A 21,404-nucleotide genomic window follows, 5' to 3' on the forward strand; every position below is an offset into this window, starting at 1 on the left:
GTGACCGACGACAGCTCGAAGGCGGAGACGCTCGCGTGGCTCCGCCGGATCTCGGGTGATCTGGCGACGGCCACGATCAATCGGCTCGAGGAGACGCTGCCCTGGTACGCCGAGATGCCGCCTGCGCGCCGGTCCTCCGTGGGACTGGTCGCGCAGGCGGGCATCACCTCGTTCATCCAGTGGTACGAGGATCCGACCTCGACGCCGCGGATCGCCGCCGACATCTTCGCGGCGGCGCCGCGCGAGCTGCTGCGGAGCGTGAGCCTGACGCAGACGCTGCAGCTCGTCCGCGTGACGGTCGAGGTCACGGAGGAACGCGTCGCCCACCGTGGTGACGACGTGCGCGAGGCGATCCTGAAGTACTCGCGCGACGTCGCCTTCGCCGCCGCCGACGTCTACGCGCGGGCGGCCGAGGCTCGCGGACTCTGGGACGCCCGTCTCGAGGCCCTGGTCGTCGATTCGATCCTCACGGGCGAGACCGACGAGGAGCTGCCGAGCCGCATCGCTGCCCTCGGCTGGCACGGCCACGGCGCAGTCGCGGTCCTGGTGGGAACCGCGCCCCCGCAGTTCGACGTCGACCAGCTGCGTCGCGCGGCACGGAAGATGGGCGTCGACGTGCTCGTCGGCGTGCAAGGGCTGCGTCTCGTGCTGGTGATCGGGCGCGCCGAGCTGCCGGGGCGCATCGAGCCCGTGCCGGAGCTGACCTTCCTCGAGATCGCCGCGCGCCTCGAGCCCGGCTTCGGCGCCGGGCATCTCGTGCTGGGGCCCACGGTGCCGGCGCTCGTCGACGCGAGCCAGAGTGCTCGCGCAGCTCTCGCCGGATTCGCCGTCGCCGGCGCGTGGCGGCACGCCCCGCGCCCGGTCGACGCCGACGACCTGCTGCCCGAGCGCGCCCTTGCGGGCGATCCGGTCGCGAAGGCGACCCTCGTCGAACGGATCTACCGGCCGCTCCTCGCCCACTCGGCAGACCTCGTGGCCACCCTCTGGAGCTACCTCGACAACGGGCGCTCGCTCGAGGCCACCGCCCGCGAGCTGTTCGTCCATCCCAACACCGTGCGCTACCGCCTCAAGCGCGTCTCGGACGTCATCGGATGGGATGCCACCGGACCCCGCGAGGCGCTCATCCTCCAGACGGCGCTGATCCTGGGCTCGATCGGCAACGACCTCACCCGACGCCGCAGCCCCCAGTCACGCCGCGGCTGACGAGCCTCGCGGCGGGTCGGCCCCCTCTCACCCGCTCCGTCGGCTGTACGGTCGACACAAAGGTTCACCGCATTGTTGTGACGTTGTCGCCAGCGGACGAACTGCTGAACTTGGAAGGATGTAACAGTGATCATCGCCGTGTTCCCCGGGCAGGGTTCCCAGACCCCCGGCTTCCTCGCCCCGTGGCTCGAGCTGGACGGAGCGCGAGAGCGCCTCGAACGATTCTCCGACCTCGCAGAGGTCGACCTCGTCGCCGCGGGCACCGAGTGGGATGCCGATCGCATCCGCGACACCGCGGTCGCGCAGCCCCTCATCGTCGCGGCGAGCCTGCTCTCGTACGACGCGCTCAGCCGCACCGGCGCGCGCCCCGCCGGCGTCGCTGGACACTCGGTCGGCGAGATCGCGGCCCTCGCCGCGGCGAATGTCCTCGACACCGACGACGCACTGCGTCTGGTCGGCCTGCGCGGGCGGGCGATGGCGGATGCCGCGACCCGCGAGCAGACCGGCATGAGCGCTGTCATCGGCGGCGACCAGGATGCCGTCGTGGCGCGGCTCGACGAGCTCGGCCTCACCCCTGCGAACTACAACGGCGGCGGACAGATCGTCGCCGCCGGGGCGCTCGAGGCTCTCGCCGGGCTGGCAGCCGAGCCCGTCACGGGTACCCGCGTCATCCCCCTGCAGGTGGCAGGCGCCTTCCACACCCGGTACATGGCGCCCGCTGTCGAGGTGCTCACGAGCGCGGCCGCCGACACCGAGGTACGCGACCCCGAGGCGACCCTCTGGTCGAACCGCGACGGCGCCGTCGTGTCCGACGGGCGCGACGCGCTCGACCGGCTCGTGGCACAGGTCGCCTCCCCCGTGCGCTGGGACCTGTGCATGGCGTCCTTCGCCGAGCACGCGGTGACGGGGATCATCGAGTTCGCACCCGCGGGCACCCTCGTGGGCCTCGCGAAGCGGGCGCTGCGCGGCGTTCCCGCGGTCGCCGTGAAGACCCCCGACGACCTCCTCGCCGCATCCGCTCTCATCTCCGGAGGTGCCGCATGACCGCCGCCATCCGCCAGGCCACGGGCCCGGCTCACACCCGCATCTACGCCTACGGCGCCGCCCGCGGCGAGAACGCGGTGCCGAACGACGACCTCATCGGCCCGATCGACTCGAGTGACGAGTGGATCCGTCAGCGCACCGGCATCGTGACGCGCGTGCGCGCCGACAAGGACACCACAGTCATCGACCTCGCCGCCGACGCCGTCGCCGAGGCGATCGCGCGCAGCGGCGTGCCGGCCGACCAGGTGGACGCGGTCATCGTCTCGACGATCTCGAACCCGAAGCAGACGCCCTCGGTGTCCGCCATCGTCGCCGACCGCGTCGGCGCGAACCCCGCGGCGGCGTACGACGTGAACGCGGCGTGCGCAGGCTTCTCATACGGCGTCACGCAGGCCGACGCGCTCGTCCGCGCGGGAGCGGCCCGCTACGTCGCGGTCGTGGGCGCCGAGAAGCTCAGCGACATCGTCGACCCGACTGATCGGACGATCTCGTTCCTGCTCGGAGACGGCGCCGGCGCGGTCATCGTCGGACCCAGCGACACCCCCGGCATCGGCCCGACGGTGTGGGGCTCGGACGGATCGAAGGCGGACGCCGTCGGCATGAACCACACGCTCGTGGAGTTCCGCGACGGCACCGCACCCTGGCCCACGCTTCGTCAGGAGGGCCCCACGGTCTTCCGGTGGGCGGTCTGGGAGATGGTCAAGGTCGCGCGACGCGCGATCGAAGAGGCCGGCATCCAGGCGACGGATCTGGCCGCCTTCATCCCCCATCAGGCCAACATGCGCATCATCGACGAGTTCGCGAAGCAGCTCGGTCTGCCCGAGAGCGTCGCGATCGGTCGCGACATCGAGACGACCGGCAACACGTCCGCCGCGTCCATCCCGCTCGCGACCCACCGCCTGCTCGAGGAGCAGCCCGAGCTCAGCGGCGGCCTCGCCCTGCAGATCGGCTTCGGTGCCGGTCTCGTGTTCGGCGCGCAGGTCGTCGTCCTTCCCTGATCCGGCGAGCCCCCGCACCTAGACTGAACAGCGGCCCGCGTCCGGGTCGGTCCAGAGATAACAAGGAGAATCCCATGGCATTCAGCAACGACGAGGTCCTCGCAGGACTCGCCGAGCTCATCACCGACGAGACCGGCATCTCGGCCGACGAGGTCGCCCTGGAGAAGTCGTTCACCGACGACCTCGACATCGACTCCATCTCGATGATGACGATCGTCGTCAACGCCGAGGAGAAGTTCAGCGTCACCATCCCCGACGAAGAGGTCAAGAACCTCAAGACCGTCGGCGACGCCGTCACCTACATCACGTCCAACCAGGCGTAACCCGCACCGGCGGGGGCGCACGCCCCCGCCGGGGTTCCACCGAGGAGATCCATGAGCACCCCGCGTATCGTCGTCACCGGCATCGGCGCGTCATCGCCCCTGGGCGGCACGGCGCCCGAGAGCTGGGAGGGCCTGCTGGCCGGCCGATCCGGCTCCCGCACACTCGAGCACGAGTGGATCGAGAAGTATCAGATCCCGGTCCACTTCGCCGCTGAGGCGATCGTGCGTCCCGAGAGCGTGCTCGAGCGTCCCGTCGCCAAGCGCCTCGATCCGGCCTCGCAGTTCGCGATGGTCGCCGCGATGGAGGCCTGGGCGGATGCCGGCAGCCCCGATGTCGACCCCGAGCGCCTCGGCGTCGACTTCGCGACCGGCATCGGCGGCGTGTGGACGCTCCTCGACGCGTGGGACACCCTGCGCGAGAAGGGTCCGCGCCGGGTGCTCCCGATGACGGTGCCGATGCTCATGCCCAACGCGGCCGCCGGCAACCTCTCGCTGCACTTCCGCGCCCGGGCGTTCGCGCGCACCGTGGCCAGCGCGTGCGCGTCGAGCACCGAGTCGATCGTCAACGCGATCGAGCACCTGCAGGACGGCCTGGCCGACATCGTCATCGCGGGCGGCACCGAATCGGCCATCCACCCCATCACGATGGCGTCGTTCGCGTCGATGCAGGCGCTGTCGCGTCGAAACGACGACCCCGCGACCGCATCGCGTCCGACGAGCGTCGACCGCGACGGCTTCGTCATGGGCGAGGGTGCGGGTGTGCTCATCCTCGAGACGGAGGAGCACGCTCGGGCTCGCGGCGCCAAGATCTACGCCTACGCCGTCGGCGGCGGCGTCACCGCAGACTCGTACCACATCACCGCGAACGATCCCGAGGGCGCGGGTGCCTCCCGCGCCGTCCGCGCAGCGCTCGAGCAGGCCGACGCCTCTCCCGACGAGGTCGCGCACATCAACGCGCACGCCACGTCGACGCCGGTGGGCGACCCGAACGAGTACCAGGCGCTGCGCAGCGTCTTCGGCGACCGGGTCGACGAGATCCCGGTCTCGGCGACGAAGGCGTCCACCGGTCACCTGCTCGGCGGCACCGGAGCGCTCGAGGCGATCTTCACGATCCTGGCGCTCCGCGAGCGCATCGCGCCGCCGACCATCAACATCACCGAGCAGGACCCCGCTGTCCCGTTCCGGGTGTCGGGCGAGACGCAGAGCCTCGGCGAGGGCGACCTGCTCGCCATCAGCAACTCGTTCGGTTTCGGCGGCCACAACGCCGTCGTGGCGTTCCGATCGGCCTGATCGACGCACGCGGCACGAAGGAACCCCCGGGGACGTCCCCGGGGGTTCTGTTCTTTCTTCGGTCAGCCGGTGCCTACGTGCTCTCGTCCCCCGGGATCGCGCCACCGGGGTCCGGTACGGACGCACGCATCGGCTGAGGCCAGTGCGGTGGCGGCGTCAGCCCACCTTGTGCAGCCAGACCACTGCGGCGTCATCACCCGCGTGGCGGAACGGCTCGAGCTCCTCGTCCCAGGCCGCGCCCAACGCGACGTCGAGCTCGCGCTGCAGCTCGCGCACATCGCCCGCCGCGATCTCCATCGCGTATCGGATGCGATCCTCGGCGATGACGACGTTGCCGGAGGCATCCGTCTGCGCGTAATGGATGCCGAGACTCGGGGTGTGCATCCACCGCCCGCCGTCGCTTCGCGGCGTCGGGTCTTCGGAGACCTCGAAGCGAAGGTGCTCCCACCCGCGGATGGCGGTCGCGAGGGCTGCGCCCGTACCCGCCGGGCCCTCCCAGTAGAACTCCGCGCGGCGGCTGCCGTCGAGCACCGGCTGGTCGTCCCAGTCGAAGCTGACGGCGCGTCCGAGAGCGCGTCCTGCCGCCCACTCGAGGTGCGGGCACAACGCGCGCGGCGCGGAGTGGATGAAGATCACTCCACGCGCTTGTGGTGTCGCCATGACTTCTCCGTTTCATCAGGTACGTCTTCCCCTACGACCTGTGACCGGATGCCGGCGATTGTTCGGTTATGGCGTCGATTATCGCCTACGAAGCTGAAGAATCACAAGCGTGTCACGGTTTCGCATCCGAGCCGCTGTCAAGCGGGTTATGCGCGCCTGCGGAGACGGCCATCGTGGGCGGGGACGAAAGGATGCATCATGACCGACAGCACTCCCCACCACCGCGATGCCGACGACGCCCACGCCGATGACGGTGCCCCCACCGATGCCGTGAGCGACGAAGTAAAGACCGACGCTGCTCTCGCGGAGACCGACCTGGCCGGGTCGGACGACGACCCCGACCTGCCCGAGGAGCCCGCCCTCACGCACCCGTGACCGCGGCGCCCGGACCTGCGCGAATGGCCGCCCGCGGGCGGCCATTCGTCGTGTAGGGCGGGTGGGACTTGAACCCACGATCGTCGGGTTATGAGCCCGCTGCCTTGACCAGCTTGGCCACCGCCCCCTGCGATGACGAGCCTATCGCGCGGCGTCCGCCGGCCGCGCGTGGGGCTCAGTCGTCGATCGGGCGGCCCTTGCTCCCCCGCGGTATCGGCAGCTGCTGGCTGTCGAGGATGACCTGCGGGTGGTTGCGCGCGAGCGACGTGACACCGTAGACCGCGACCGCACCGGCCACGACGAATCCGACGAACGCCGGCCACGGAGCGGTCGCCGCCTCACGGAGGATGGCGATGCCGATGATCACGGCGACGATCGGGTCGATGACGGTCAGCCCGGCGATGACGAGGTCGGGCGGTCCGACGGAGTACGCCGTCTGCACGAAGTACGCGCCCACAGCCGTCGCGGCGATGAGCCCGACGAGGCAGAGCAGCGTCAGCCACTCGAAGTCGCCGTTCTGGATGCGCGAGATGACGACCTTGGCGAGCGTCGCGACGAAGCCGTAGATGATGCCCGACGCAGCGATGTAGAAGAGCGGCTTGGCCCCCTTGCGGACGAGCAGCCACACACCCCCCGAGATGACGAGGACGCCCGCCAGGAGGGCGAGGATCGTGATCAGCTGCCCCTCGTCGATGGGCTCCTCCGTCGCGACCAGCGCCGCGACGGTGACGAAGGCGAGGATGCCGCCGACGCACAGGATGATGGAGCGGACCGAGCGCCGCGTGGGCTTGACTCCCGTGATGCGTGTGTTGAGGAGTGTCGTGATCACGAGCGAGATCGCGCCGAGCGGCTGCACGAGGATGAGCGGCGCGAAGGTGAGCGCCGCGAGCTGGCACACGATGGCGAGGCCGAGCATCACGGTGCCGGCGACCCAGGACGGGCGCGCGAGGAGGCTCTTGAGCTGAGCGCCGCTCAGGCCTGCGCTCCCCGACGAGTTGGTGAGACGTTCGACCTTCTGCACTCCGCGGTGCTGGTACAGCGCGCCGAACGACATGAACACGGCGCCGAGCAGTGCCAGCGGGATGCCGATGAGGATCCTGGGTTCGCGGAAGACGCCGATCAGCTGATCGGTGACGTCATCGAGGGACGCGACAAACGGAATCACCTCTCGACCATAACGGCGAAGCAGGCTCGATTAGGCTCGCAACGTGCCCGTTCTTCCGATTCGCATCATGGGCGACCCCGTGCTGCACGCCCCCGCCGAGCCCGTCACCGAGATCACGGACGAGGTCCGCCGGCTCGTGGCGGACATGTACGAGACGATGGATGCCGCTCCCGGCGTCGGGCTGGCCGCCCCGCAGGTCGGCGTGGGCCTGCGCATCTATGTGTACACGTACCAGGACGACGACGGCGCGCCGTGGCGCGGCGAGATCATCAATCCGGAGCTCTGGATCCGGCCGCTCGAGCCGGGAGCCCCCGACCCCGACGAGGAGTCCGAGGGGTGCCTGTCGTTTCCCGGCGAACGGTTCCCGCTGCGGCGGTCGGAGGAGGTTCTGGTAACGGGAACGGATCTCGAGGGCTCCCCCGTCGAGATCCGTGTCGACGGGTGGCGCGCTCGCATCATGCAGCACGAGTTCGATCACCTCGACGGCATCCTGTACATCGACCGGCTCGACGACTCCGACTGGAAGACGACGCAGAAGATCGCTCGCAAGCGCGGGTGGGGCCGGCCGGGGAGCGCGTGGATGCCCGGCGTCGACGACCTGGACGCCTGAGACTCCGTGGGCACCGCCATCGACCCGCGAGGGTACGACATCGATGCGCTGCGCGAGCGCGTCCTGCCCGAACGCGCCGGTGAGCGGGCGACCAGCATCCCGCAGCTCGCCGACGCCGACCCCGAGCTGTGCGCCATCGCGCTCGCACTCCCCGACGGTTCGGTACGTTCCACGTCCGGTGGCCGCACCCCGTTCAGCATCCAGTCGGCGGTGAAGCCCTTCCTGTTCGCGCTCGCTCTCGCCGACACCGATGGCCGAGCGCTCGAGCGGGTCGGCATCGAACCGACGGGTGAGGCCTTCGACGCGATCAAGCTCGAGAGCGACACCGGTCGCCCGCCGAATCCGATGGTCAACGCCGGCGCGATCCTCACCTGCGCCCTCGTGCAGGGAGGAAGCCCCGACGCGCGGACCGACCGCATCCTGACGGGTCTGTCGCGCTTCGCGGGGCGCCGGCTCGACATCGACGACGCCGTCGCGCGCAGCGAGCATCTGCTCGGCGACCGCAACCACGCCCTGGCCCATCTGATGCGAGCGGAGGGCACCCTCGCCGTCTCCGCCGACGACGCCGTCGCCGTGTACGCGAGCGCCTGCGCCGTCCTGGTGGACGCCGAGACCCTCGCCGTGATGGGCGCGACCCTGGCCCTCGGCGGTGTGAACCCGGTCACCGGCGAGCGCGTGGTGTCTGCGGAGATCGCGCGCGACACGGTCGCGGTGATGGCGACGTGCGGTGTCTACGACGGCTCCGGCCGGTGGATGCGCGCCGTCGGGGTGCCCGCGAAGTCCAGCGTGTCGGGTGCCATCGTGCTGTCGGCACCCGGCTCCCTCGGGGCGGCACTGGTCAGCCCGCCGCTCGACGAGCAGGGGACGAGCGTTCGCGGTCGCATCGCGGCGGCGGAGCTGAGTGCCGGCCTCGGGTTGCACGTCTTCGGCTGAGCGACTCCCCGCCGTGCACCCCGAGCGGCTCGGGCACCGCGCGGCCCGGGCAGGAAAAAGGCCCGGGGTGGAAGCCCGGGCCTTAGGTGAGAGCCGCGGTAGATAACGCGGGTCTCTCGCTCCCCGGCTTGGACTCGAACCAAGAACCTATCGGTTAACAGCCGATTGCTCTGCCAATTGAGCTACCGAGGATCAGTCACCCGCTCGCGCTGGGCAACCCGTCCATATTAGCAAAGCTCGGGGGGTGCTCACGACACGGGATGCGTGCCGGGCGGGTCGCACCGCTCACGACGCGCGCGAGCGGCCATCCGGCGTCCAGACGACATCCGACGCACTCTGCCCGTACCCCACCGGGCGACCGGCGTGCAGAACGAGCGCGGCGGCGTCCAGCTCGTCCGCGGTCTCCGCGTCGTTCGTCGCGATCACGATCGCCATGCCCGTGTCGTCGCGGCGAGAGAGCAACGCCTCGCGCGCCGCTATCCGCACCTCGATGTCGAGGTTCGCGTAGGGGTCGTCGCCGATGAAGATCTTCGGGTCGAGGACGAGCGCACGTGCGAGCGCGACGCGCTGGCGCATGCCTGCGCTGAGCTCGTACGGATACTGCGAGGCGACCCCGAGCGGCAGGTGCAACTCGTCGAGGAGCGACGCGACGCGCAGCGACAGCGCTCGCTGGCTCACCCGCCGATCGCGCGCCGTGATGGGCTCGGCGATGACCTCCGAGACGGTGAGGCGGGCCGGCAGGGCAGCACCCGCCGCCTGCGGCATGTGGCCCGCGTAGTACGTGAGCATGCGACGGGAACGACCGCCCTTGCGCACCGACAGCCCCGCGACCTCGGCGGAGCCGCCCACGACGCCCACGTCGGACGGCGCCGTGCCCGCGAGGACGGCGAGCAGGGTCGACTTGCCCGACCCGGTCGCGCCCATGACCGCGAGCGCTTCGCCGGCCCGGACCGTCAGGCTGACCCCCTCGACCACGCGATCGGAGTCGCCCGTCCGCGCGATCGAGAGATCGTCGCAGCGGACCGCGATTTCCGCGTCGGGGCGTCGAGACATGCGCTTCATCCTGCCTGTTTCGTCCCTCGACCGCTACTCGGACGAGACCGTGCCTATTCGGCTTCCATGAGCTGGCGGAGGCGCAGATCGAGATCGCGGATGGCGACACCGATCGACCGGAAATCGGGCGAGCCGGGCTCCAACCGCTGCTGCGCACTCCGGAGCTCCGCCTTCTCGCGCTCGAGCGCTCGCTGCCGCAGCTTGCGCAGCGACTCCATCGCGGTCGTCTGAGCGATGCGCTCCGTGCCCGCGGGGAAGTCCGCCGTCAACAGCTCGATGGCGAGCGTGCGGTACGGCTCGCGCGTCGCGTCGACGGCGGCGGAGGTCCAGCCGGGCCGGGTCATGTCGGATTGCATCGACACCGCCTGACGCACCGCCTCGAGCGCGGGATGCGGCATCGGGAGCCCCAGGGCGATGTCGACCGCCTGCTTGTCGAGGAGGTGCCCGTACTGCAGCACCCCCATCAGGGCGCGCTTCTCGAGCTCGAGGGCCGGCGGCAGCGATGCGAGAGTCACCCGGACCGACGCCGGGGCGGAGTCGGTCGACGGCGCGCCCCCGCCCGGAACACCACCGCCGGTGGTGGGCGACGTCTCCCCGCGTCCGCGCTCGGCCGGGCCCGCAGGGGCCGCCGAACGACGTGCCGCGCGCTCGACCTCGGGCTGCACCTCGGCGAGGTCGAGCCCGAGCTTGCCGGCGAGCACGCGGGTGTACCCCGGCCGCAACGCGGCATCGCGGATGTCGGCGACGATCGGCGCCGCCGCGCGCAAGGCCCCGATACGGCCCTCCACCGTCGACAGGTCGAAGGTCGACAGCCGCTGGTCCATGACGAACTCGAACATCGGGGCCTTCGCCTCGACCAGAGCACGGACGGCGGCATCGCCTCGGTTCAGCCGGAGGTCGCAGGGGTCGTAGCCGTCGGGCGCGACCGCGACGTACGTCTGAGCGGCGAAGCGCTTCTCGTCGCCGAAAGCGCGCAGCGCGGCCTTCTGGCCGGCAGCATCCGGATCGAAGGTGAAGACGACCTCGCCCGAGCTCCCCTCGCTGTCGCCCATCACCCGCCGGAGGACGGTGATGTGGTCGGAGCCGAAGGCGGTGCCGCACGACGCGATCGCGCCGGTGACACCGGCGAGGTGACAGGCCATGACGTCGGTGTACCCCTCGACGACGACCACGCGGTGCTCGCGCGAGATCGACTTCTTGGCGAGGTCGAGCCCGTATAGCACCTGCGCCTTCTTGTAGATCGGCGACTCCGGCGTATTCAGGTACTTCGGGCCTTGATCGTCGTCGTAGAGCCGCCGGGCGCCGAAGCCGATCGTCTGCCCGGCGACGTCGCGGATGGGCCAGACCACGCGCCCGCGGAAGCGGTCGTACACCCCGCGCTGGCCCTTGGAGACCAGTCCCCCCGTGAGCAGCTCCTCGTCGGTGAAGCCCTGCGAGCGCAGCGCATCGCGCAGCGCCGACCACCCCTGGGGTGCGTAGCCGACACCGAAGTGCGCCGCCGCCCCCGCGTCGAAGCCCCGCTCGCCGAGGAACTGACGGGCGGCCTGCGCGTCGGGGGACGACAGCTGCGAGCGATAGAACTCCGCCGCAGCGGTGTGGGCGGCGTACAGGCGCGACCGGCCGCTCGTCTCGGGGGCGGCCGCCCCGTCCTCGTAGTGCAGCTGGTAGCCGATCCGCGCCGCGAGGCGCTCGACCGCCTCCGTGAACGACAGGTGGTCCATCGCGCGCAGGAACGAGTAGACGTCGCCCGACTCGCCGCATCCGAAGCAGTGGTAGTACCCGACCTGCGGGCGGACATGGAAGCTCGGGCTGCGCTCGTCGTGGAACGGGCAGAGGCCCTTGAGCGACCCGACGCCGGCCGTCTTCAACGCGACACGCTCGCCGACGATGTCGCCGATGTTGATGCGTGCCTTGACCTCTTCGATGTCGGTCTGTCGGATCCGCGCCATCAGAGCCCTTCGATGGGCTCGGGCAGCGCGAAATGGCTCGGCGCGGTGGCCCGGGGGTCGGACGACCACAGCCCGAGTTCGCGCAGGTCGACCGGACCCACCAGGCGTCCGTGCCACTCGATGGCGAACCGGTCGGTCAGCGTCGCCACCTGATCGACGATGACACGACGACGAGCGGCATCCGTCACGGCCGCCGCGAAGTCCTCGGCGTGCAGCGCGTCGAGGTGCTCGGGGCGGTCCCACAGCGCGTCCGCGAGACGCCGCAGCACGCGGCGCTGCTCCTTGTAGAGACCCTTCCGCCCCTCGATCGATACCACGAAGGCGCCGATGACGCCCTTGAGCACCGCCATCTCGACCTCGATCACGCGCGGGACGATGACGCGGCCGCGGAAACGCGTCAGAACGGGGATGTCGTAGTGCTCGCGGGTCGCCGCCGTGGCGGCGCGAGCGAAACGTCCGATGAGGTCCGACGTGAGGTTCTTCAGGCGCGCCATGGCGGACCGCGAGCCGTCGTACGACGTGAGCCATTCGGGCAGGCGGGTGAGGCGGTAGAGCGCGTCGCCGAGCTCGTCCTTCGTGAACCCGTACCCGACCCAGCTCTGGATGGCGGTCAGCAGCGCCTCGCGCTCCCTCGGGTCGGCGAGACGCGCGGGGTCGAGGTAGCCGTTCAGCACGGCGTCCTCGAAGTCGTGCACGGAGTAGGCGATGTCGTCGGAGAGGTCCATGACCTCCGCCTCGATGCATCGCAGCCGGCCCGGCGCGCCCTCGCGCATCCACCGGAACACCGCCTCGTCCTCGGGGTAGACGCCGAACTTCTGGCGCCCACCGGGGTCGGGAATGGCGTGCTCGACGGTCCAGGGGTACTTGCACGTCGCGTCGAGACTCGCGCGCGTGAGATTCAGACCCGCGCTCTGACCGAACGCGTCGACGACCTTCGGCTCGAGCCGCGAGAGGATGCGCAGCGATTGCGCGTTGCCCTCGAACCCCCCGATGTCCTCGGCCCAGTCGTTGAGTGCCCGCTCACCGTTGTGACCGAACGGCGGGTGGCCCAGGTCGTGGCACAGGCACGCCGTGTCGACGACATCGGGCGAGAGTTCCAGGGCGATCGCGAGCTCGCGCCCGACCTGTGCGACCTCGAGCGAGTGCGTCAGCCGGTTGCGGGCGAAGTCGGCGGGGCTCGCGGGGCTCAGCACCTGCGTCTTCGCGGCGAGACGGCGCAGGGCGCCGGAATGCAGCACACGCGCACGGTCGCGGGCAAAGCTGTCGCGGTGCGAGCGGTGCTCCTCGTGGTGGAAGCGGGCGGCGTCGTGGTCGGCGTAGCCGGTGGGCCGTCCCGCCGAGACGCCGACACCGCTCGTGATCTCAGCCCCCACTGTTCTCGATCTCCGCTGCGGCGATGGCCGACGACTCCGCCGCGTCGACGTCGCGCGACTCGAGCCAGCGATCGGGGAGTGCGGGCCGCTTCGGCGTGCCCGCACGGCCGCGCTGCCCTTCGGCCGCCGCACCGGGGTACGGGGCTGACATATCGAGGGTCGCGAAGATCTCGTCGATCTCGGCGAGGCTCGAGGCGGTGGCCAGACGCGCCCGGGTGTCGCCGCCCACCGGATAGCCCTTGAAGTACCAGGCGACGTGCTTGCGGATGTCGCGACACCCGCGCCCCTCGTCCTCGAAGAACTCCACGAGCAGCTCCGCGTGCCGGCGGAACGCCTGCGCGACGAAACCGAGGGTGGCGTCGACCTCCGGGCCGGCGGAACCGGGCTCGCCGAGTGCGCGGGCGAGATCGCCGAACAGCCACGGGCGTCCGAGGCACCCACGGCCGACGACGACTCCGTCGCAGCCGGTCTCGGCCATCATCCGCACCGCGTCGTCAGCCGACCAGATGTCGCCGTTGCCGAGCACCGGCACGCTCGTCACGGCCTCTTTGAGAGCGGCGATCGCCGACCAGTCGGCGTGACCCGAGTAGAACTCCGCCGCGGTCCGGGCGTGGAGGGCGACGGCGGACACTCCCGCGTCCTCGGCGATGCGCCCGGCGTCGAGATAGGTGAGGTGGTCGGAGTCGATGCCCTTCCGCATCTTGACGGTGAGGGGGACGTCACCCGCCGCCCGCGCGGCGCGGGTGACGATGTCGCGGAAGAGGTCGAGCTTCCAGGGCAGGGCCGCTCCCCCGCCCTTGCGCGTCACCTTGGGCACGGGGCAGCCGAAGTTCAGGTCGATGTGGTCGGCGCGGTCCTCCTCGACGAGGAGGCGGACGGCCGCCTCGGTGGTCGCGGGGTCGACGCCGTACAGCTGGATGGATCGCGGCTTCTCGGACTCATGGTGCGTGATCAGACGCATCGTCGTCGCGTTGCGCTCGACCAGCGCGCGCGTCGTGATCATCTCGCTCACGTACAGCCCGGCTCCGTACTCGCGGCACAGACGCCGGAACGCGGTGTTCGTGATCCCCGCCATGGGAGCGAGGACGACGGGGGTGTCCAGGGCGATCGGGCCGATCCGCAGGGGCGGGGAGGCGGACAGGACGGTACTCACCCGACCATTCTCCCAGAAGGACGACGACCGGAAGGCGGCCGGGCGTAGCCTGGGGACGTGACCGAAGCGACCACCGACATCCGATCGATCCCGTTCTCCGCAGCAGACGGCAGCGCGACCACGCTCGGCGACCTCGGCGACGGTGTCCTGCTCGTCGTCAACGTCGCATCCAAGTGCGGTCTCACCCCGCAGTACGAGCAGCTCGAGCAGTTGCAGCGCACCTACGGCGAGCGGGGCCTGCAGGTCGTGGGCTTCCCCTGCAACCAGTTCATGGGCCAGGAGCCGGGGACGATCGACGAGATCCTCGACTACTGCGCGATGACGTGGGGCGTCAGCTTCCCCGTGATGGACAAGATCCGGGTGAACGGCTCGCACGCGGCTCCGCTCTACAAGGCGCTCAAGAAGATCCGCAACGCCGAGGGCGCGCGAGGACCGGTCATGTGGAACTTCGAGAAGTTCGTCGTCACCCCGGACGGCGACGTCCACCGCTTCCGCCCGCAGACCAAGCCGGACGCTCCCGAGATCGTCTCGGTGATCGAGGCGAATCTGCCTCGCTGACGACGTCGCGTCAGCCCGCGGCCTCGACGGAGCTGCGCTCGGCCCAGACCTGGCGGGCGATCTGGGCGAACGCTTCGGCGGGCTGAGCGCCGGACACGCCGTAGCGACCGTCGATGACGAAGAACGGCACGCCGTTGATGCCGTAGGCGCGAGCCTGGTCCTGATCGGCGCGCACCGCTGCGAGGTGCTCGCCCGACTCGAGCGCGGAGCGCGTCGCGTCGGGGTCGAGACCGACCTCCGCCGCGAGCTCCACCAGGTCGTCGATGCGACCCACGTGCCGGCCCTCGGTGAAGTAGGCCGCCATGAGACGTTCGGCCATCTCGTGCTGGCGTCCCTGCTCCTTGGCTGCGTGGAGCAGCTCATGGGCCTTGACGGTGTTGGTGTGCTTGAGGATGTCGAAGTGGTAGTCGAGTCCGGCGTCCTTCGCGACGCCGGTGACGTTCTCGAGCATCTGCTGCACCTGCTCGCGGGGCATGCCCTTATGGGTCGACAGGAAGTCGAGCTCGTCGCCCTCGAAGTCGACGGGGGTGTCGGGCGACAGCTCGAACGAGTGGAACGTCACCTCGACGCGCGGGGCGTCGTCGTCGTCCGCCGTCGCCGCGAGGCCCGACTCGAGGTTGCGCTTGCCGATGTAGCACCACGGGCAGGCGATGTCGCTCCACACGTCGATCTTGATTGCGTCCGTCACACCCGGTGCAACGTCCGCGTCGCCGCGAGGTATTCCCGCCGCTCAGGCCGTGGGCGCGTCGATCGCTCCGCCGAATCGGCGGTCCCGCGAGAGGTACAGCTGGATCGCCCCCCACAGGTCGGTGCGCGAGAAGTCGGGCCACAGGGTGTCGAGGAACACCATCTCGGCGTAGGCGGCCTCCCACAGCAGGAAGTTCGACGTGCGCTGTTCGCCGCTCGAACGGATGAACAGGTCGACATCCGGCATGTCGGGCACGTACAGGTGACGTCGTAGCACCTTCTCGGTGATGGCCGACGGCTTCATCCTGCCCGCCGCGATCTGCTCGCCCATCGCCCGCATCGCGTCGATGATCTCGTGACGTCCCCCGTAGTTGACGCACATCGTCAGGGTCAGCGTGTCGTTGCCCCGCGTGAGCTGCTCGGCGAACTGAAGCTCCGAGATGACCGAACCCCACAGGCGCGGCTTGCGCCCGGCCCAGCGGACGCGCACACCCCACTCGTTGAGCTGATCGCGACGCCGGTGCAGCACATCGCGGTTGTAGCCCATGAGGAAACGGACCTCGTCGGGAGAACGCGACCAGTTCTCGGTCGAGAACGCGTAGACGCTCAGATGCTTGACCCCCGCCTGGATCGCCCCGGCCACGACGTCGAGCAGGACCTCCTCGCCCGCACGGTGCCCCTCGATACGCGTGAGGCCGCGGCGGTTCGCCCACCGACCATTGCCGTCCATCACGATCGCGACGTGGTTCGGCACCCCGCCTCGCGGGAACGTCGGCGGGTGCACCCCGGTCCAGTCGAGGGGGCGATAGGGAACCGCGTCGCGGTGCGTGTACGGCTGGGGACTCATCGGTTCGAGCCTAGGCCGTCGAACCGCGCGCCATCACAGCGTTCAGCGTGCCGCGCCGATGTGACCGAGCGAACGGATGCCGCGCTCGAGATGCCACTGCGCGTAGGCCGCGATGAGCCCGGACGCCGCGTTCGCGGTGCCGGGGCTCGCAGCGTCGACGGTCTCCCACTCGCCGGCGATCAGCGCGCGCAGACGCACTCCGGTCTCGGGAGCGATGCGGGCCGAGCCGGCCGGGGCGCATGCGTTGCAGACCGATCCCCCGAGCGGCGCGACGAATCCGTCGTGCGGTCCGGGTCGGCCGCAGCGGGCGCAGGCATCGAGCGACGGCGCCCATCCGGAGAGCGCCATCGCACGCAGCAGGTACGAGTCGAGCACGGCGCGGCTGTCGTGGTCGCCGCGGGCGAGCGCGCGCAGCCCGCCCACGAGCAGCAGGTACTGCTGCGGGGTGGTCTCGGCCTCGTTGAGGCGATCGGCGGCCTCGACCATCGCCGACGCCGAGGTGTAGCGGTCGTAATCGGTCGCGATGTCGGCGCCGTAGGAGCCGAGCGACTCGGCCTGCTGCACGATGTCGAGGCTGCGCCCTTTGTACATCTGCACGTCGGCGACCATGAAGGGCTCGAGGCGCGCGCCGAACCGGGACGACGTGCGACGGACGCCCTTCGCGACGCCTCGGAGCTTGCCGTGACGACGACTGAGCATCGTCACGATGCGATCCGCCTCGCCCAGCTTGTGGGTTCGCAGGATCACGACCTCGTCGCGGTAGGTGGGCACGCATCGATTATCCCGCCGACCGACGACAATGGACCCGTGACGCAGTCTCAGTTCGTGATCCCCCTCTGGGCGGACCTGACCGCGGTCGGACTCGGCGGCGTCCAGGGCGCGCTCTTCGCCTCCGGATTCGTCGGCAAGCGACGGCTCGATCCGTTGGGGGTCGTCATCATCGGCATCCTCATCGGCATGGGCGGCGGACTCATCCGCGACCTGCTGCTCGGACTGCCGCCGGTGACCCTGCAGAGCAACTGGTACCTCATCACCGCGACCACGGCCGCTCTCATCGGCATGCTGCTGTCGAACCTGTTCCAGCGGCTGAATGCCGTCATCATCGGCCTCGACGCGGTCGTGATCGGCCTCTTCGGCGCCTTCGGCACGAGCAAGGCGCTCGTCCTGGGCGTGCCCGTGGTGCCGGCGATCTTCATCGGGTCGTGTGCCGCGGTGGGCGGCAGCATGCTGCGGGACGTCATCCTCGGCCTGCCGGTCGCGATCATGCATGTCGGCTCGCTCTACGCGGTCGCGGCCGCCGCCGGATGCGCCGTGCTCGCGGGAGCGGCGTCGCTGGGTGCACCGATCGTCGTCGCGGCCGTCGTGGGCATCGCCGTCACGACCGTCATCCGGCTCCTCGCCGTCGTCTTCGACATCTCCCTGCCGGAGCAGCGCGCGCTGCACCGTCGGAAAGTCGCCGTCGAGACGGCCGCCATCCCGATCGTCAAGCCCTGACGTCCCGCACGGCGCAACGACGAAGGCCCCGCCGAAGCGGGGCCCTGATCGAAGAACGGCTTACTTGGAGCCGAAGTTCTTGAAGCGCTGGTTGAACTTCTCGACGCGGCCGGCCGAGTCCATGATGCGCTGCTTGCCCGTGTAGAACGGGTGCGAGGCCGACGAGATCTCGACGTCGATGACCGGGTAGGTCTCGCCGTCCAGCTCGATCGTCTTGTCGCTCGAGACCGTCGAACGGGTCAGGAAGGTGTCGCCGGAGCCAAGGTCGCGGAAAACGACGGCACGGTACTCGGGGTGGATGTCAGTCTTCATGGGATTCCTTACGTGGTGCCCTGGATTTTGCCAGGGCGAGGGAAGTCTGTGGCGCGTCTGCACCAAGGAGCGATCTTATCAGGTTCAGGATGCCGCCCGAGCCGCGTAGCGACCGGCGTCCTCCGTGAGGGTGATCGGCATGCCGAACGTCTCGGTGAGACTCTCGGCCGTGAGCGTCTGCGCTAGGGGCCCGGCGGCCACGACACGGCCCTCGCGCAGCAGCAGCACGTGCGTGAAGCCGACCGGGATCTCCTCGACGTGATGCGTGACCATGATCATCGCGGGCGTCGTGGGCGCCTGAGCGTAACCGCCGAGCAGCGCGAGCAGCTCTTCCCGGGCTCCGAGATCCAGGCTCGCTGTCGGCTCGTCCAGGAGCAGCAGCTCCGGGTCCGTCATGACGGCGCGCGCGATCTGGACCCGCTTCTGCTCACCGTCCGACAGCGTGCCGAACGTGCGCTCCGCGAGCCCCTCGAGCTTCCACTCGGCGAGCACCCGCATCGCGCGGCGCTCGTCGATGTCCTCGTAGTCCTCGCGCCAGCGGCCGACGACCGCGTAGGCGGCGGTCAGGACGACGTCGAGCACGGTCTCCTCGGCGGGGATCCGACGGGCCATCGCGGACGACGCGAACCCGATGCGCGGGCGGAGCTCGAACACGTCCGTACGCCCCAGCCGCTCCCCCAGGATGCCGACGGAGCCGGACGTGGGGTGCAGCAGGCTCGCGGCGAGCTGCAGGACCGTCGTCTTGCCCGCACCGTTGGGTCCGAGGACCACCCAGCGCTGGTCGTCGGTGACGGACCAGTCGACCCGGTCGACGATGTTCCGGGCGTTTCGGCGGACGACGACGTCGGAGAACTCCAGAACCTGCGGCATGCTGTCAGCCTAGCGGCCGTGCCCGGCGACGCTGGCGTACAGCGCCGCCGTCTCATCGGCGATGGCACGCCAGCTGAACGCGCTCGCGGCCCGTTCGCGCCCGGCTGCACCGTAGCGACGCGCGGTCTCGGGATCGGACACGACCTCGGTGAGCGTCGCCGCGAGATCGGCCACGAACTTCTCGGGGTCGAGCGGCGTTCCGGTGCCGTCGTCCGACTGCTCGATGGGGACCAGACGTCCCGTCACGCCGTCGACGACGACCTCCGGGATGCCACCGGTGGCGGTGCCCACGACCGCCGCGCCGCAGGCCATCGCCTCGAGGTTGACGATGCCGAGCGGCTCGTAGACCGAGGGGCAGACGAAGGTGGTCGCCGAGGTGAGGATCGCACACAGCTCGTCGCGCTGCAGGAACTCCTCGATCCACACGACGCCCGAACGCTCGGCCTGCAGCTCGCGGACGAGACCCTGCACCTCCGCCATGATCTCGGGGGTGTCGGGCGCGCCCGCGCAGAGGACGACCTGCACGTCGGCGGGGAGGAGCCGCGCCGCGCGGAGGAAGTACGGCAGCCCCTTCTGCCGCGTGATCCGTCCCACGAAGACGACGGACGGACGCGCGGGATCGATGCCGTGGCGCTCGAGCACGTCGGGGTCCTCGACCGGACGCCACGTCTCGACGTCGATGCCGTTGTAGATGACCGACACCTTGCCGGGGTCGAGCTTCGGGTAGCTGCGCAGGATGTCGCGGCGCATCCCGTCGCTGACGGCGACGATGGCCGCCGCGTTCTCGTAGGCGGTCTTCTCGATGTAGCTCGACACCGCGTAGCCGCCGCCGAGCTGCTCCGCCTTCCACGGCCGGAGCGGCTCGAGCGAGTGCGCGGTGATGACGTGCGGGATGCCGTGCAGGAGCGACGCGAGATGCCCCGCGAAGTTCGCGTACCAGGTGTGACTGTGCACGACGTCGGCGCCGGCGACGTCTCCCACGATCTCGAGGTCGGTCCCCAGCGTCTGCAGGGCGGCGTTGGCGTCGGCGAGGCCCGCGGGCGTGCCGTACGACGTCGTGTCGGGCTCATCGCGGTCGTCGCCGAAGGCCCTCACCTGCACCTCGATGCTCTCGCGCAAGGCCCGGACGAGCTCGGTGACGTGCACCCCCGCTCCCCCATAGATCGCGGGAGGGTACTCCTTCGAGACGATGTCTACACGCATGGCTCGAACGCTAGTACAGGAGCGTTCGGCGGGCCTAGTGTGGTGCCATGCCAGCAGCGCCCAAGGTCTTCGGAATCGTTCTCGCCGGCGGCGAGGGAAAGCGCCTGATGCCGTTGACGGCCGACCGCGCGAAGCCCGCCGTTCCCTTCGGCGGTCAGTACCGTCTCATCGATTTCGCGATCTCGAACCTCATCAACTCGGGCCTGCGCCAGGTCGTCGTCCTCACCCAGTACAAGTCGCACAGCCTCGACCGCCACGTCTCGCAGACGTGGCGGATGTCGGCGCTCCTCGACTCGTACGTGGCCTCGGTCCCGGCACAGCAGCGTCTCGGCAAGCGCTGGTTCTCGGGGTCGGCCGATGCGATCCTGCAGTCCCTGAACCTCATCAACGATGAGAAGCCCGACATAGTCGTCGTCATCGGCGCCGACCACGTCTACCGCATGGACTTCCGCCAGATGCTCGACGCGCACATCGCCTCGGGCGCCCGCGCCACCGTCGCCGGCATCCGTCAGCCCATCGGCCTCGCCAACCAGTTCGGCGTGATCGACGTCGACCCGGCGGACGAGACCCGCATCCGCGCCTTCCTCGAGAAGCCGCAGGACCCGACCGGGCTGCCCGACTCGCCGCACGAGGTCCTCGCCTCGATGGGGAACTACATCTTCGACACCGACGCGCTGATCGAAGCCGTCGAGGCCGACGGCGAGCTCCCCACGTCGAACCACGACATGGGCGGCGACATCGTCCCCTACTTCGTCGATCGCGGCGAGGCGGCGGTGTACGACTTCAAGCGCAACGACGTGCCGGGGTCGACGCCGCGCGACCGCAACTACTGGCGCGACGTCGGCACGATCGAGTCGTTCTTCGACGCCCACATGGACCTCATCTCGACCCTGCCCATCTTCAACCTCTACAACACCGACTGGCAGATCCACTCGCAGGCCGTCAACTCTCCGCCGGCCAAGTTCGTGCGCGACAGCGTCGGGCGCATGGGGAACGCGATCGACTCGATCGTGTCGCTGGGCTCCGTCCTGTCGGGCACGCATCTCGAACGCAGCGTCGTGGGTCCCTGGACCCTCTCGGGCGGAGGGGCGACGATCACCGACTCGGTGCTCTTCGACTACGTCAGCGTCGGGGCCGGCGCACGTGTGCACCGCGCGATCCTCGACAAGAACGTCGTGCTCGAGGACGGCGCGACGGTCGGCGTCGACCGCGAACGAGACCTGGCACGCGGCTTCACCGTCACCGACACCGGCATCACCGTCGTGGGCAAGAACGCCCGCGTCGAGCGCTGACCGGCGCGCCCG

23 protein-coding genes and 2 tRNA genes are annotated in these 21,404 nt (G+C 70.2%); 11 read left to right on the top strand and 14 right to left on the bottom strand.

Translation table 11 applies throughout. The features are described 5' to 3' along the window. The 5 genes from BLT21_RS03405 (at position 1) to BLT21_RS03425 (ending at position 4,858) form a co-directional block, all read left to right on the top strand. Positions 1-1,203 carry a PucR family transcriptional regulator gene (locus BLT21_RS03405; protein WP_091499262.1) on the top strand — a complete coding sequence of 401 codons (1,203 nt, stop codon included), beginning with the start codon at positions 1-3 and terminating at the stop codon, positions 1,201-1,203. A 126-nt stretch (positions 1,204-1,329) separates the two neighbouring features. Next, the gene (locus tag BLT21_RS03410) at positions 1,330-2,247 is read left to right on the top strand and encodes an ACP S-malonyltransferase (protein WP_091499267.1); all 918 of its coding nucleotides are present in this window, start codon (positions 1,330-1,332) and stop codon (positions 2,245-2,247) included. Then, positions 2,244-3,245 (top strand): beta-ketoacyl-ACP synthase III, encoded by a 1,002-nt coding sequence (locus BLT21_RS03415; RefSeq protein ID WP_091499271.1) that lies wholly within the window; start codon positions 2,244-2,246, stop codon positions 3,243-3,245. The genes BLT21_RS03410 and BLT21_RS03415 overlap by 4 nt, the downstream gene beginning before the upstream one ends. A 74-nt stretch (positions 3,246-3,319) precedes the next feature. Continuing rightward, the gene (locus BLT21_RS03420; RefSeq protein WP_091499275.1) at positions 3,320-3,568 is read left to right on the top strand and encodes an acyl carrier protein; all 249 of its coding nucleotides are present in this window, start codon (positions 3,320-3,322) and stop codon (positions 3,566-3,568) included. Between the two features lie 51 nt (positions 3,569-3,619). Further along, positions 3,620-4,858, top strand: coding sequence for a beta-ketoacyl-[acyl-carrier-protein] synthase family protein (locus tag BLT21_RS03425; protein WP_091499279.1), 1,239 nt, complete (start codon positions 3,620-3,622; stop codon positions 4,856-4,858). A 156-nt stretch (positions 4,859-5,014) separates the two neighbouring features. On the opposite strand, the gene BLT21_RS03430 is transcribed toward BLT21_RS03425, so the two are convergent. Beyond that, on the bottom strand, positions 5,015-5,518 hold the full coding sequence (locus tag BLT21_RS03430; protein ID WP_091499284.1) for a DUF3145 domain-containing protein: 504 nt from the start codon (positions 5,516-5,518) through the stop codon (positions 5,015-5,017). Between the two features lie 198 nt (positions 5,519-5,716). On the opposite strand from BLT21_RS03430, the gene BLT21_RS15605 reads away from it, so the two are divergent. Next, entirely contained in the window at positions 5,717-5,893 is a 177-nt protein-coding gene (locus BLT21_RS15605; protein WP_176786800.1) for a hypothetical protein, read from the top strand. A gap of 53 nt (positions 5,894-5,946) precedes the next feature. Here BLT21_RS15605 and BLT21_RS03435 read toward each other — a convergent pair. Together BLT21_RS03435 and BLT21_RS03440 are read right to left on the bottom strand one after the other, a co-directional pair. Then, positions 5,947-6,020 (bottom strand) — tRNA-Ile (locus BLT21_RS03435). 48 nt (positions 6,021-6,068) lie between these two features. Further along, positions 6,069-7,055: a DMT family transporter gene (locus BLT21_RS03440; protein ID WP_371113428.1), complete on the bottom strand. Its 987-nt coding sequence runs from the start codon at positions 7,053-7,055 to the stop codon at positions 6,069-6,071. Positions 7,056-7,101: 46 nt separating this feature from the next. Here BLT21_RS03440 and def point away from each other — a divergent pair, with 46 nt between their 5' ends. Both def and glsA read left to right on the top strand, forming a co-directional pair. After that, positions 7,102-7,668, top strand: a complete 567-nt coding sequence (def, locus tag BLT21_RS03445; RefSeq protein WP_091499292.1) for a peptide deformylase — start codon at positions 7,102-7,104, stop codon at positions 7,666-7,668. Positions 7,669-7,674: 6 nt separating this feature from the next. Beyond that, positions 7,675-8,601, top strand: a complete 927-nt coding sequence (gene glsA, locus BLT21_RS03450; RefSeq protein ID WP_091499296.1) for a glutaminase A — start codon at positions 7,675-7,677, stop codon at positions 8,599-8,601. A gap of 119 nt (positions 8,602-8,720) precedes the next feature. On the opposite strand, the gene BLT21_RS03455 is transcribed toward glsA, so the two are convergent. The 5 genes from BLT21_RS03455 to dusB form a co-directional block, all read right to left on the bottom strand. Next, positions 8,721-8,793: transfer RNA gene (locus tag BLT21_RS03455), tRNA-Asn, on the bottom strand. Positions 8,794-8,886: 93 nt separating this feature from the next. Continuing rightward, a complete protein-coding gene (locus BLT21_RS03460) occupies positions 8,887-9,654 on the bottom strand; it encodes an ATP-binding cassette domain-containing protein (protein WP_091500668.1) in 768 nt (255 codons plus the stop codon). A gap of 53 nt (positions 9,655-9,707) precedes the next feature. Next, positions 9,708-11,603: a DNA primase gene (dnaG, locus tag BLT21_RS03465; RefSeq protein WP_091499300.1), complete on the bottom strand. Its 1,896-nt coding sequence runs from the start codon at positions 11,601-11,603 to the stop codon at positions 9,708-9,710. Next, a complete protein-coding gene (locus BLT21_RS03470; RefSeq protein ID WP_091499304.1) occupies positions 11,603-12,976 on the bottom strand; it encodes a deoxyguanosinetriphosphate triphosphohydrolase in 1,374 nt (457 codons plus the stop codon). The genes dnaG and BLT21_RS03470 overlap by 1 nt, the downstream gene beginning before the upstream one ends. Further along, entirely contained in the window at positions 12,966-14,129 is a 1,164-nt protein-coding gene (dusB, locus tag BLT21_RS03475) for a tRNA dihydrouridine synthase DusB (RefSeq protein ID WP_091499308.1), read from the bottom strand. Before dusB ends, BLT21_RS03470 begins: the two co-directional genes overlap by 11 nt. Positions 14,130-14,186: 57 nt before the next feature. Between dusB and BLT21_RS03480 the strand changes: the two genes are divergently transcribed. Then, positions 14,187-14,687 (top strand): glutathione peroxidase, encoded by a 501-nt coding sequence (locus tag BLT21_RS03480; protein WP_091499312.1) that lies wholly within the window; start codon positions 14,187-14,189, stop codon positions 14,685-14,687. Between the two features lie 10 nt (positions 14,688-14,697). On the opposite strand, the gene BLT21_RS03485 is transcribed toward BLT21_RS03480, so the two are convergent. From BLT21_RS03485 to recO, 3 genes are read right to left on the bottom strand one after another with little or no spacing between them, the layout of a single operon-like run. After that, positions 14,698-15,375 (bottom strand): DsbA family oxidoreductase, encoded by a 678-nt coding sequence (locus tag BLT21_RS03485; protein ID WP_091499316.1) that lies wholly within the window; start codon positions 15,373-15,375, stop codon positions 14,698-14,700. Positions 15,376-15,417: 42 nt separating this feature from the next. Continuing rightward, entirely contained in the window at positions 15,418-16,221 is an 804-nt protein-coding gene (locus BLT21_RS03490) for an isoprenyl transferase (protein WP_091499320.1), read from the bottom strand. A gap of 42 nt (positions 16,222-16,263) precedes the next feature. Next, a complete protein-coding gene (gene recO / locus BLT21_RS03495; protein ID WP_091499324.1) occupies positions 16,264-16,992 on the bottom strand; it encodes a DNA repair protein RecO in 729 nt (242 codons plus the stop codon). Between the two features lie 36 nt (positions 16,993-17,028). Here recO and BLT21_RS03500 point away from each other — a divergent pair, with 36 nt between their 5' ends. Beyond that, complete coding sequence (locus BLT21_RS03500; protein WP_091499327.1) at positions 17,029-17,715, top strand: trimeric intracellular cation channel family protein; 687 nt, start codon at positions 17,029-17,031, stop codon at positions 17,713-17,715. Positions 17,716-17,775: 60 nt separating this feature from the next. Here the strand turns inward: BLT21_RS03500 and BLT21_RS03505 are convergent, their stop codons facing one another. The 3 genes from BLT21_RS03505 to glgA all read right to left on the bottom strand — a co-directional run bounded on the left by BLT21_RS03505 (position 17,776) and on the right by glgA (position 20,100). Then, entirely contained in the window at positions 17,776-18,027 is a 252-nt protein-coding gene (locus BLT21_RS03505; RefSeq protein ID WP_091499332.1) for a type B 50S ribosomal protein L31, read from the bottom strand. An 84-nt stretch (positions 18,028-18,111) separates the two neighbouring features. Beyond that, on the bottom strand, positions 18,112-18,897 hold the full coding sequence (locus BLT21_RS03510; protein ID WP_091499337.1) for an ABC transporter ATP-binding protein: 786 nt from the start codon (positions 18,895-18,897) through the stop codon (positions 18,112-18,114). Positions 18,898-18,906: 9 nt separating this feature from the next. Further along, the gene (gene glgA, locus BLT21_RS03515; protein ID WP_091499340.1) at positions 18,907-20,100 is read right to left on the bottom strand and encodes a glycogen synthase; all 1,194 of its coding nucleotides are present in this window, start codon (positions 20,098-20,100) and stop codon (positions 18,907-18,909) included. A gap of 47 nt (positions 20,101-20,147) precedes the next feature. Between glgA and glgC the strand changes: the two genes are divergently transcribed. Continuing rightward, a complete protein-coding gene (gene glgC / locus BLT21_RS03520; protein ID WP_091499345.1) occupies positions 20,148-21,392 on the top strand; it encodes a glucose-1-phosphate adenylyltransferase in 1,245 nt (414 codons plus the stop codon). Positions 21,393-21,404: the final 12 nt, after the last annotated feature.

The sequence above is a fragment of the Microbacterium sp. cf332 genome (assembly GCF_900102175.1).
Lineage (GTDB): Bacteria > Actinomycetota > Actinomycetes > Actinomycetales > Microbacteriaceae > Microbacterium.